This window comes from Hydrogenophaga sp. GW101-3F08 (assembly GCF_059424585.1).
The window spans coordinates 853471-865274 of sequence record NZ_JBWKZP010000001.1 but is presented as its reverse complement, the minus strand read 5'-3'; the positions used below and the strand labels follow the sequence as shown (position 1 = coordinate 865274).

The following is an 11804-nucleotide window of genomic DNA, read 5'->3' as shown; positions in this document are numbered from 1 at the left end:
GGCATGGACGGCACCGGCCTTCTCGTGTTGCTGGCCAGCGGTGCAGTGACCTTCCTGGTGGGTCGCTTCGTCGGCAGGCGTTACCGTGCCCGCCGCGCCGCGCAGCAGGCGCAGCGCGAGCTGGCCGGGCAAAGCCGCCAGGTGCGGCGCGCACAGGCACGCAAGAACCGGCGCTGACCCGCCCCGGTTGGGGCGCGGCTTGGTGCCGTTTGACCTTGGTTGAGGCGGGGGCGCCAACGCGCGCGACAATGGCGCGCGCCGGGTTGAGTTCCGGCCCATCGCTGCCCTGTGCGGTGGTCTTGCAACCCTGCTGAAAGCAAAGGATCGCCATGAAGTCGTTGGGCAAACGGGCCGAAGGCCTTCGCCTGGAGCGCATGAAGGCCTCGGTGCAATGGCTGGGCGAGGGTTTCCGCAATGTGTTTCCCGTCGCGCCCGGCCTGCGCGACCCCCATGCGCCGTTCCCGGGCGTGCGCGATTTCCTGTGCGGCGGCGAGCGCCGCGTGCCCAGCGCGCCGCTGCCTTCGGTCGATCCGCGCGAGGCCTGGGCCAGGCCGCCGCAGAGCGGTTTGCGCGCCACCTGGCTTGGCCACTCCACCGTGATGATCGAGATCGAAGGCAAACGCGTGCTGACCGATCCGGTCTGGGGCCTGCGCGCCTCGCCGTCGAGCCTGGTGGGCCCCAAGCGTTTTCAGCCCGTGCCGGTTGCGTTGAAGCAACTGCCACCGGTGGACGTGGCCCTGGTCTCGCACGACCACTACGACCACCTGGACTACCCCACCGTGCGCGAGCTGAACCGGCGCGAGGTGCCCTTCGTCACATCGCTCGGCGTGGGTGCGCATCTGCAGGCCTGGGGTGTGCCACCCGAGCGCATCACCGAGCTGGACTGGTGGGAGAGTCATCGCCTGCCCGGCAGCGAGGTCACCATCACCGCCGCGCCCTCGCAGCACTTTTCCGGCCGCAACCTCAAAGACCGCAACGCCACGCTGTGGTCTTCACTGGTGGTCCGCTCGCCGCGCCACAGTGTGTTCTTCAGTGGTGACACCGGCCTCACCGGCGAATACAGCGAGATCCGGGAACGCCTCGGTCCGTTCGATCTGGTCATGCTCGAAGTGGGCGCCTTCCATCCCGCGTGGGGCGACATCCACCTCGGGCCGGACAACGCGCTCAAGGCCCACCAGCTGCTGGGTGGTGGTGTGTTGTTGCCGGTGCATTGGGGCACCTTCGCCCTGGCCATGCACGCCTGGGACCAACCCGCCGAAGTCTTGCTCGCACAGGCCGAGCGGCAGAACACCCCCCTGCTGATGCCCATCCTGGGTCAGGCTGTCGAGCCCGCGCATGCGGAGAAGAGCCGGCCCTGGTGGCGCAGCGTGGAAACCCAGGCCGCGCCCGCCGCGGCACCCCCGCGCGCGGGCACGGCCAGCGGGCCCGCACCGGAGCCCGACGCAGCGCTGCCCAAGGGCATGAGCTGGCCGCTCGATTGAGCGCCGTGCTTCCGCCAGGGAGCCACGAGGCACCTGGACTTCGATCACACCCCAGAAACACACCGCCATGAACCCGACCGAGCCTCTCTTCGGCCCCCACCTCAAAGGCTTTCCCACCGGGCAAACGCCGCTCATGCGCGAGCAGATCGCCAGGCAGGGCTGGCAACTGCTGCGGGGCGATCTGGCCCTGCCACTGGCGGTGATCAGGCAGTCCGCCCTGCAGCACAACCTGCACTGGATGCGCGACTTCTGCGCGCAGCGCGGCCTGTACCTTGCGCCGCACGGCAAGACCAGCATGTCGCCCGAGCTCTGGCAGATGCAGCTGGACGCCGGGGCCTGGGGTATCAGCTTCGCCACCGTGTTCCAGGCGGCGGTGGGTGCGCGCCACGGTGTGCCGGTGCTGCTGATCGCCAACCAGGTGATCCAGCGCACCGAGCTGGACGCGCTGGCGGTGTTGCACACCGAACGCCCCGCGCTGCGTTCCATGTTCCTCGTCGATTCGGTGGGGCAGGTGGACGCCATCGAAGCCTGGGCCACGGCACGCGGTTTCGCAGGCCGGTTCGAGGTGTTGCTGGAACTGGGCATCGCCGGCCAGCGCACCGGCTGCCGCACCGCCGACGAGGCGCGGCAGACCGCGCAGCGCATCCACGCCAGCCCGGTGCTGCGGCTGGCCGGCATCGAGTGCTACGAAGGCACCACCGCCACCTGCGACCACGCCAAAGACCGCGCCACCGTGCAGGGCCTGATGGACCGCGTGGAGGCAACAGCCCGCGAAGCCATCGCGCAAGGCTGGTTTGCGCAAGACGAGATCATCCTCAGCGCCGGTGGCTCCGCCATCTTCGACCTCGTGGCCGAACGCCTCACGCCGAACCTCGGCCGCCCCGTGCGCGGCGTGCTGCGCTCGGGTTGTTATGTCACGCACGACCACCAGCGCTACACGCGGTACCTCTGCTGCGTGGCCGAGCGCCTGAACCTGCGCGAAACCCTCAGGCCCGCGCTGGAGGTGCTGGCCTGCGTGCAGAGCAGCCCCGAGCCCGGCCTGGCGTTGCTCAGCATGGGCCGGCGCGACGTGTCGCACGACCTCGACCTGCCGCTGCCCATCTGGCGCTCGGACGGGCAGGGCGGTGCACCAAAGGCGGTGCCCGCGCACTGGCGCATTGATGCCCTGAACGACCAGCACGCCTACCTGCGCTACGACCCATCAGCCCCGAAGGACGAACGGCCGGCGCTCGGCGAAACCGTGGCTTCGGGCATTTCACACCCCTGCACCACGTTCGACAAATGGCGCTGGCTGCCGGTGGTGGACGACGGCTACCGCGTGGTGGACGCGGTGACGACCTGGTTCTGAACACCGGCAACGTGCCGGTTGTACGCGGGGAACACCTCGTCGCGTACCCACCTCAGCGACTCATGCAGCGACCGCGCCTTGAGGTTGGTCCTGGCCGTGGTCAGGTCCATTCGGACCTTGCCGCCTGCATGTTTTGGGTGGAGGCGGTTGTGTGGGTTGCGGGCATGGGTGGAGGCTCTGACGTCACAGCTTGCCAGCCTCTTGCCACCACTGATCCCTGGGGATGCGTGCGGCCCACGCGTTGAAACGCGCGCGGTGCGCCTCCCACGGTTCGGCCAGTGGCGCACGTGGGTCCAGGCTCAGGCCATAGGCCATGCCTTCGACAAACCAGGTGGGCATGAACAGGCGGCGCATCACGCCCAGGCGCTGGCCCTGCAGCACGTGGATCAGTTCGTGGCGGACGTAGTAGGGTTTCCAGGCGCGAGGGCCGATGACGATGCCCCAGTTGGCGATGGTGACCGCCGACCGCGCGCCCAGCCCGAAGCTGTCGGCACAGGCATTGGTGGAGCAAAAGATGACGCGGGGAGGGCGCTGCAGCGGCGCGATGGTGTTCGACACGAACGCGACGGCCTCGGCGTGGAGCGCGTTCGCCGCTTGCAGCCGCTGCGGGTCGTCCACGCACACGGGAGCCTCAGCGCCACAAGCAATCCTCACCAGCCCTGGCGCCAGCACGCGGACCGGCTTTACCAGCACCCACGCCGCCAGCGGGACGACGACGAACAGCAAAAGCGCGAGGCGCTGGACGGCGGGACGTTTGGCGTTGTTCATGCTTGAGCGCTGCGCGCGCCATTCGGCACAAGCCCCAGGCGCTGCGAGCAGATTGAGCAGTCGGCCGGCTTTCCTGAGCGGGACAGGCCGCATGGGCATGTCCTCGCCCGCTCCCTGATTGCTGGTTGGATTAACCCAGCTCGGCGATCAGCTCGATCTCCACACAAGCGCCCAACGGGATCTGCGCCACGCCAAACGCGCTGCGGGCGTGGGCGCCGGCTTTCGGGCCGAAGACTTCGCCCAGCAGTTCGCTGCAGCCGTTGGTCACCAAGTGCTGTTCGGTGAACGTGCCGGTGCTGTTGACCAGGCTCATGACCTTGACGACGCGCGTCACGTCGTCCAGCGTCTTGCCGGCGGCCAGGCAGGCGGCGGCGAGTGTGCCCATGAGGTCGATGGCGATGGCGCGGGCGGCGAGCTTGCCCTCTTCGGTGGTCATGGTCAGGCCGAGCTGACCGACCCAGGGTTTGCCGTCTTTCTTGGCGATATGGCCGCTCAGAAAGACGAGCTTGCCGGTCTGCACGAAGGGCACGTAGGCGGCGGCGGGAATGGCCACGGGCGGCAGTTCGATGCCGAGTTGGGAAAGCTTGTCGTAGACGCTCATGAGGTGCTCCAGAAAAGGGAAGCGGGTCATTCTATAGAGCCACCTGAGGGGCCTGCTGGCACTCACCGATAATCGTTCGCATGTTTGAAGCTGTGTCGTTCTGGATGGTGTTGGGTGTGCTGCTGCAGGTGTTGATCCTGCTGGCGTTGTTGTGGCTGCTGTTGCGGCGCCGGCCCGTGGACGTCGAGGAACAGGCGCATCGCCAGGCGCTGCTGGCCACACTGCAAAACCAGGGGCAGCAGACCACCCAGCGCATCGAGCGCGTGGAAAGTGAGCTGCGCCGCGAGATCGGTGACAACGCGCGCGGTGGCCGGCAGGAAATCCAGCAGACCCTGGCCACCTTTCAGGAAACCCTCACGCGCCAGGACGCCGAGGCCACGCGCACGCAGAACACCCAGCTCGATGCCTTCGCCCAGCAACTGCTGCAGCTGCGCGGCACCCTGGGCGACACGCTGACGCAACAGCTGCAGGCGATCAGCCTGGGCATGGGGCAGCAGGCCGCGGAAGCCACGCGCACGCAGAACGCGCAGATCGACGCTTTTGCTCAGCAACTGGTGCAGTTGCGCGGCACCCTGGGCGACACGCTGACCAGCCAGCTCAAGGCGATGATGGAGAGCAACGAGCGCCGGCTGGGCGAGATGCGCGCCACCCTCGAAGGCCAGCTCACGCAACTGCAGCAGAACAACGCCGCCAAGCTCGACGAGATGCGCGCCACGGTGGACGAAAAACTGCAGAGCACGCTGCAGGCCCGCCTGGGTGAGAGCTTCAAGCAGGTGGCCGACCGGCTGGAGCAGGTGCACAAGGGCCTGGGCGAGATGCAGACGCTGGCGCAGGGCGTGGGCGATCTGAAGCACCTGCTGACCAATGTGAAGACCCGCGGCATGTTCGGCGAAGCCCAGCTCGGCGCCTTGCTGGAGCAGGTGTTCGCGCCCGACCAGTACGCCACCCAGGTGGCCACGCGCCCGGGCAGCCGCAACGTGGTCGATTTCGCCATCAAGCTGCCGGGCCGGGGCGACGAAGGCGCGCCGTGCTGGCTGCCGATCGACGCCAAGTTCCCGAACGAGGACTACGAGCGCCTGCTCGACGCCCAGCAGCATGCCGACGTGGAAGGCGCCGAGCTGGCCGCGCGCGGGCTGGAGCAGCGCATCCGGCTCGAAGCCAAAAGCATGGCCGACAAGTACCTGGAGCCGCCGCACACGACCGACTTCGCGATCCTGTTCCTGCCCACCGAAGGCCTGTACGCCGAGGTGCTGCGCCGCCCGGGGCTGATGGAGGTGCTGCAGCGTGAGTACCGCGTCACGCTCGCCGGTCCGACCACGCTGATGGCCATGCTCAACTCGCTGCAGATGGGCTTTCGCACCCTGGCGCTGGAGAAACGCAGCAGCGAGGTCTGGCAGGTGCTGGGCGCGGTCAAGACCGAGTTCGGCAAGTTCGGTGATGTGCTGGCCAAGGTCAAGGCCCAGACCCAGACCGTGCTCAACACCCTGGACAGCGCCGAGACCCGCAGCCGCGCCATGGGCCGCGCGCTCAAGACCGTGGAGGCGTTGCCGCAGGAGCAGGCCAGCGCCTTGCTGCCACTGGACCCGTTGGGCGACGACGGGGTGTAGGCGCCATCCGTCAGCCCTTTCTCAGCTGTCGCTTCATACAATACCTGGCTGCAAGAAAACCGGCGGCCGTGGAGCCCCCAACAACATTGAGGAGACAAAATGCTTACTGCCGTGGTCGTGATTTTTGTTTTGGCCTATGCCGCCATCGCACTGGAACACCCCATCAAGATCAACAAGGCGGCTTCGGCGCTGATTGGCGCCGGCCTGCTGTGGACGGTGTACGCGATGTCCAACGGCGACGCCCATCTGGTGGGCGAACAGCTGAACGAATCGCTGATGGGCACCGCCCAGATCGTGTTCTTCCTGATCGGTGCCATGACCATTGTCGAGGTGGTCGACGCCCATGATGGTTTCGAAGTCATCACCACCCGCATCAAGACCACCAAACTTTCCACGCTGATGTGGCTGGTGGGCTTCGTCACGTTTTTCTTGAGTTCCATTCTGGACAACCTGACCACGACCATCGTCATGATTTCGCTCATGAAGAAGCTGCTGGACAAACAGGGTGATCGGCTGTTCTTCGCCGGTATCATCGTCATCGCCGCCAACGCGGGCGGCGCCTGGAGTCCCATCGGCGACGTGACCACGACCATGTTGTGGATCGGTGGCCAGATCACCGCCATGGAAATCATCAAGGGCGTATTCCTTCCTTCCATGGTCAATCTGCTGGTGCCCTTGGCCATCACGGCCTATGTGCTGCGGGGCCGCCTGGTTGAAGCGCCCCAGAAGGTCGAAGTCCGCGAAGGACACCACCACACCACCTCGTTTGAAAAGAACATGATGTTCTTCTTGGGCCTGGGTATTTTGGTGGCCGTGCCGGCCTTCAAGACCATCACCCACCTGCCGCCCTTCATGGGGGTGCTGTTCGGGTTGGGCATCCTGTGGCTGGCGGGTGACCTGATCCACAAGAACAAGAACGAGGACGACAAGTATTCCTTGACCCTGGCGCACGCGCTCTCGCGCATCGACATGGGCTCCATCGTGTTCTTCATCGGCATTCTGTTGTCGGTGGCCACGCTGGAACACACCCACATCCTGACCTCGCTGGCCGGCTGGCTGGACCAGACCGTGGGGCGCCAGGACATCATCGTGATCCTCATTGGCCTGGTCAGCGCCATCGTGGACAACGTGCCGCTGGTGGCTGCATCCATGGGCATGTACAGCCTGGATCAATACCCCCCTGACAGCTTCCTGTGGGAGTTCATGGCGTACTGCGCCGGTACCGGCGGCTCCATCCTGATCATCGGTTCGGCCGCGGGTGTGGCGGCCATGGGACTGGAAAAGATCCACTTCTTCTGGTACGTCAAAAAGATCAGTGGCCTGGCCCTGGTGGGCTATCTGGCCGGTGCGGCCGTGTACATCGTTCAATACGGCCTGTTGCACTGACACCCGGGATTGCCGGTTGATGAACATCGTTTGAAGCCTACGCAACGAACCGAACTCGCCCGGTTGATCACCGCCCAGGTGTGCCTGCACGCCTGCATGACCGGCTTTCGCATGGCCGCGCCACTGATGGCGCTGCGCGAGGGCCGCAGCCCGGTCGCGGTGGGCACGCTGCTGGCGCTGTTCGCGTTGGCCCAGGTGTTTCTGGCCTTGCCGGCCGGCCGCTACGCCGACCGCCGGGGCCTCAGGAAGCCGGTGCTGCTGGCCGTGGGCGTGGCCACCGGGGGCGCGTTGCTCGCGGTGTTGTTCCCGATGTATGGCGTGTTGTGTTTCACCGCCTTGACCTGCGGGGGCGCCACCGGGATGGCCGTGATTGCGCTGCAGCGCCATGTGGGGCGGCTCGCGACAGATGCCACCGCGCTCAAGCAGGTGTTCAGCTGGATGGCCATCGGGCCGTCCATTTCCAACTTCCTGGGCCCGCTCGCCGCGGGCGTGATGATCGACAGCTTCGGCTTTCGCGCCGCGTTCCTGTTGCTCGCGCTGCTGCCCTCGTTGGCCTGGTTCTGGATGCGGGGCACGGTGGATCACGAGCCGGTGGCCCCGGAGCAGCGAAACGCCAGCGGATCGCCATGGAACCTGTTGCGCGATGCTGCGTTCCGCCGCCTCATGCTGATCAACTGGATGCTGGCCTCGTGTTGGGACGTGCACACCTTCATCGTGCCTGTGATTGGACACGAGCGGGGCCTGAGCGCGACCGCGATCGGCGCCGTCCTGGGGGCCTTTGCGCTGGCCGCCACCGCCATTCGGTTGGTCATGCCCTGGCTGGCCGCGCACCTGCGCGAGTCGGTGGTGATCGGCACGGCCATGGTGTCGACCGCGCTGCTGTTTGCGCTGTACCCCCTGGTGCAGGCGACCTGGGCGATGGGGCTGTTGTCCATCCTGCTGGGGTTGGCGCTGGGGTCGGTGCAGCCGATGGTCATGAGCACGTTGCACCAGCTCACGCCCCGGCACCGGCACGGTGAAGCGCTGGGCATGCGGGCCATGGCCATCAACGGATCGAGCGTGGTGATGCCGCTGCTCTTTGGTTCGGTCGGAGCGCTGGTGGGCGTGGCCTGGGTGTTCTGGGTGGTGGGCGCGGTGGTGGGCGCGGGCTCGCGCCTCGCCTGGCGCTTGCCCCATTCCTTCGGTTCGCGCCTGGGCGAGTGAGCCGGCCTGCGGTGCGCTCGGGCCGCCTGTGGGGACTTGGGCGATCTGTGGACACTTCGCCCGAACCTCCCCCTAAGATCGCTCCATGAACACAGCACAACGAGATGGCCTTTTGTTGGCGGGCAGCGCGGTGGTCGGCATGGCCCTGATGAACAGCCCGATGTCCGACGGCATGCAGCAACTGCTGGCGTTGCCCTTCCAGGTGGGGGTGGGCGAGTACGTGCTTGCCAAGCCATTGGAGTTGTGGATCAACGACTTTCTGATGGCCATCTTTTTTCTGCTGGTGGGGGTGGAGATCAAGCACGAGTGGCTTCACGGCGCTCTGGCCACGCCGCAGGCGCGCATCCTGCCGTTTGGTGCGGCCGTGGGGGGCATGGCGGTCCCCGCTCTGATTTTTGTGCTGTTCAACTGGAACCAGCCACCCAACCTCGCGGGCTGGGCCATTCCTGCGGCCACGGATATTGCGTTTGCCATCGGTCTCATGGCGCTCGCAGCCCCGAACATTCGTGGTGCGCTGCTGGCGTTCCTGACGGCCGTGGCGGTGCTGGACGATCTGGGCGCGATCATCGTGATCGCGCTGTTCTACACCGATCAGTTGAGCAAGACCATGCTGGGTTTTGCCGCCGTGGGGGTGGGTGCGTTGTTCATCCTCTCCAGCCTGCGGGTGCAGCGCATCTGGCCTTATGTGGCGGTGGCCCTGTTTCTTTGGGTTTGCGTGCTCAAGTCGGGTGTGCACGCCACACTCGCGGGCGTGGTGGTGGGCCTGTTCCTGCCGGCGGCGCAGGCTGGCAACAGCCCGGCGGAGAAACTGGACCATGCCCTCAAACCCTGGGTGAGCTGGCTGATCCTGCCGCTGTTCGGGGTGGTGAACGCGGGGGTGTCGCTGGCGGGCTTTTCATGGGCCGCCCTGGCCCAGCCGGTGACCCTGGGCGTGGCGGGGGGGCTGCTGCTGGGTAAACCTTTCGGCATTCTGGCGGGTACCTGGGTCGCGAGCCGGCTTGGCGGTGGCTTGCCCGATGGGCTGCGCCTGCGCGACTATGTGCCGGTGGCGTGCTTCTGCGGCATTGGATTCACCATGGCGTTGTTCATTTCCACGCTGGCCTACCCGCCGGGCAGCGATCCAGGCGATGCGGCCAAGCTCGGCGTTTTGCTGGGAACCGTTTGCGCCTTTGCGTTGGGGGCTCTGGTGGCCCGCTGGGACGGGTCAGGCCGCTCGCCTGCAAGCGCCTGACCGGGGCATTCATTCACCCGATTGGCTCGGGTACGGGTGTCTTGGCCCGGGTATTCGCGGCGCGTCGGGCCGAGGTTCTTTCACCCGCTTTGATCGGAAAACCGAGTCCGCTCAGGAAGGTGTCGACCACCTGCCGGCCACTGCGCCGCAGGTCAAAGGCCTTGGGGTCGAGCAGCCAGTTCTGGATCAGGCCGTCGATCATCACGTGCAGACCGAGCGCCGCGCTCTGCACGGGGATGGCGAGGGTCAGCCCCTGCTGGTTCGCCGCCGACTGCAACACCTCGGCGGTCTGCCGCATGCAGTCGTTGCGGCCCTGCAGGTGGCGTGCGCGCACCGCGTGCATTTCGTCGTTGTATTCCACCTGCAGGGTGGCGATTTCGAAAACGCGGCGCGTGCGCTCGTCGGTGGCGGTCTTGTGCAGAGCGTGCGCGATGGCATCGCGCAGGGCTTGCAGTGGGTCCTCCAGGTCCGAGGGGTTTTTCCCTGTCCCATTCAGGGTTTCTTCCAGTGGCAAAACCACGCGTTCCATCATCGCGTTGAATAGATCGGCCTTGTCCCTGAAGTGCCAGTAGATGGCGCCGCGGGTGGTGCCGGCGGCCACGGCAATGTCGTTGAGCGAGGTGCGCGAGACCCCGCGCTTCTGAAACAGGTGCTCGGCCGCGTCGAGCAGGCTGTGGCGGGTGGCCTCGGCGTCGGCCTTGGTGCGTCGAACCATGTGATGTCTCCAGTCGATTGACCTTATGGAAATGTGGGGGCTTGTTGGGTTGGGACTATACATACATTCACGAATGTATGTATAGTTCGACCCCTTGCCCTCGTTGGTCATCGCTCGCGACGGTCATGTCAGCCGCTTCTCAGGCGGCTTCCCCGATTTCATTGCCCTAAGGATTCCCATGCCTGCTCAGAGTCCCCAGTCTTCCGTTTCGTTCAACCCCCCGCTGGCGACATCCGGTCGCGCCGTGCAGTGGGCCCGCCGCCTGTCGGTGATCTCCGCCGCTGTGTTGCTGGTGGCCTGCGGCAAAGGGGAGGCGCCGGCCGCCGCAGCGCCAGGCGGCGGCATGCCCGCGCCCGAGGTGGGCGTGGTCAAGGTCGCACCGGGCGACGTGGGCCTGTTGACCGAGTTGCCGGGCCGGCTGGAGGCCTCGCGCGTGGCCCAGGTGCGGGCACGGGCGGCGGGCATTCTGCAGCAGCGGCTGTTCCGCGAAGGCAGCGATGTGAAGGCCGGTCAGGCGCTGTTCCGCATCGACCCGGCACCGTACGCCGCCGCCCAGCAGAGTGCGCAGGCCAGTCTGGCCCGGGCCCAGGCCAACCAGGCCCAGGCCACGGCGCTGGCCGAACGCTACAAGCCGTTGGTGGCGGAAAACGCGATCAGCCAGCAGGAATACGCCAACGCAGTGGCGGCCCAGAAAGCCGCCGAGGCCGACGTGGCGGTGGCCAAGGCGGCGGTGCAGACCGCCAGCATCAACCTGAACTACGCGAACGTGACGGCGCCGATCTCGGGCCGCATCGGCCGCGCGCTGGTGACCGAGGGCGCGCTGGTGGGGCAGGGCGAGGTGACCCAGCTGGCCGTGATCCAGCAGGTGGACCCGATGTATGTGAACTTCACCCAGTCGGCGGCGGAGACCATGAAGCTGCAGCGCGCGCTGGAGAGTGGCCAGCTCAAGGGCGCGGGTGTCGGCGCGGCCAGCGTGCGTGTGGTGCTGGAAGATGGCAGCGAATACCCCAAGGCGGGACGCCTGCTGTTCTCTGATCTGTCGGTGGACCCCACCACCGGCCAGGTCACGCTGCGTGCCGAAGTGCCCAACCCCGGCGGCGCGCTGCTGCCGGGCCTGTACGTGCGGGTGCGCCTGGAGCAGGCGACCGCGCGCGATGCCATCGCGCTGCCGCAGCAGGCGGTGACGCGCTCGGCCCAGGGCGACTCGGTGTCGGTGGTGGCCGCTGACGGCAAGATCGAGCAACGCACGGTGAAGATCGGTGGTCAGCAGGCGGGGCAGTGGGTGGTGCTGGACGGGCTGAAGGCCGGTGAGCAGGTGATGGTGGACGGCTTCCAGAAGTTGCAGATGATGCCGCCGGGCACACCGGTCAAGGCCGTTCCCTGGCAGGCGCCGGGCACCGCACCCGCCGCAGCCCCTGCAGAAGCTCCGGCCAAAGCTCCGGCTGCGTCGAAGTAAGGAGCGCC

Annotated in this window: 11 protein-coding genes; 8 read left to right on the top strand and 3 right to left on the bottom strand. The window is 66.9% G+C overall.

What is annotated here, in order from left to right:
* Positions 1-3: 3 nt before the first annotated feature.
* The 3 genes from AC07YZ_RS04390 (at position 4) to AC07YZ_RS04380 (ending at position 2829) form a co-directional block, all read left to right on the top strand.
* Positions 4-177 (top strand): hypothetical protein, encoded by a 174-nt coding sequence (locus tag AC07YZ_RS04390; RefSeq protein ID WP_226492610.1) that lies wholly within the window; start codon positions 4-6, stop codon positions 175-177.
* 152 nt (positions 178-329) lie between these two features.
* Positions 330-1481, top strand: coding sequence for an MBL fold metallo-hydrolase (locus AC07YZ_RS04385; RefSeq protein ID WP_494793847.1), 1152 nt, complete (start codon positions 330-332; stop codon positions 1479-1481).
* A gap of 67 nt (positions 1482-1548) precedes the next feature.
* Complete coding sequence (locus AC07YZ_RS04380; protein ID WP_494793846.1) at positions 1549-2829, top strand: amino acid deaminase; 1281 nt, start codon at positions 1549-1551, stop codon at positions 2827-2829.
* A gap of 183 nt (positions 2830-3012) precedes the next feature.
* Here AC07YZ_RS04380 and AC07YZ_RS04375 read toward each other — a convergent pair whose 3' ends face one another.
* The gene (locus AC07YZ_RS04375) at positions 3013-3597 is read right to left on the bottom strand and encodes a hypothetical protein (protein WP_494793845.1); all 585 of its coding nucleotides are present in this window, start codon (positions 3595-3597) and stop codon (positions 3013-3015) included.
* Between the two features lie 130 nt (positions 3598-3727).
* Positions 3728-4198 carry a RidA family protein gene (locus AC07YZ_RS04370; protein WP_494793844.1) on the bottom strand — a complete coding sequence of 157 codons (471 nt, stop codon included), beginning with the start codon at positions 4196-4198 and terminating at the stop codon, positions 3728-3730.
* Between the two features lie 80 nt (positions 4199-4278).
* Between AC07YZ_RS04370 and AC07YZ_RS04365 the strand changes: the two genes are divergently transcribed.
* From AC07YZ_RS04365 to nhaA, 4 genes are all read left to right on the top strand, one after another.
* Complete coding sequence (locus tag AC07YZ_RS04365) at positions 4279-5805, top strand: DNA recombination protein RmuC (RefSeq protein WP_494793843.1); 1527 nt, start codon at positions 4279-4281, stop codon at positions 5803-5805.
* 99 nt (positions 5806-5904) lie between these two features.
* On the top strand, positions 5905-7191 hold the full coding sequence (gene nhaD / locus AC07YZ_RS04360; RefSeq protein ID WP_494793842.1) for a sodium:proton antiporter NhaD: 1287 nt from the start codon (positions 5905-5907) through the stop codon (positions 7189-7191).
* Positions 7192-7221: 30 nt separating this feature from the next.
* Positions 7222-8394 carry an MFS transporter gene (locus AC07YZ_RS04355; RefSeq protein ID WP_494793841.1) on the top strand — a complete coding sequence of 391 codons (1173 nt, stop codon included), beginning with the start codon at positions 7222-7224 and terminating at the stop codon, positions 8392-8394.
* Positions 8395-8479: 85 nt separating this feature from the next.
* On the top strand, positions 8480-9625 hold the full coding sequence (gene nhaA / locus AC07YZ_RS04350; RefSeq protein ID WP_494793840.1) for a Na+/H+ antiporter NhaA: 1146 nt from the start codon (positions 8480-8482) through the stop codon (positions 9623-9625).
* Positions 9626-9638: 13 nt separating this feature from the next.
* Here the strand turns inward: nhaA and AC07YZ_RS04345 are convergent, their stop codons facing one another.
* The gene (locus tag AC07YZ_RS04345; protein WP_494793839.1) at positions 9639-10340 is read right to left on the bottom strand and encodes a TetR family transcriptional regulator; all 702 of its coding nucleotides are present in this window, start codon (positions 10338-10340) and stop codon (positions 9639-9641) included.
* Between the two features lie 178 nt (positions 10341-10518).
* Here AC07YZ_RS04345 and AC07YZ_RS04340 point away from each other — a divergent pair, with 178 nt between their 5' ends.
* A complete protein-coding gene (locus tag AC07YZ_RS04340; protein WP_494793838.1) occupies positions 10519-11796 on the top strand; it encodes an efflux RND transporter periplasmic adaptor subunit in 1278 nt (425 codons plus the stop codon).
* Positions 11797-11804 lie beyond the last annotated feature (8 nt).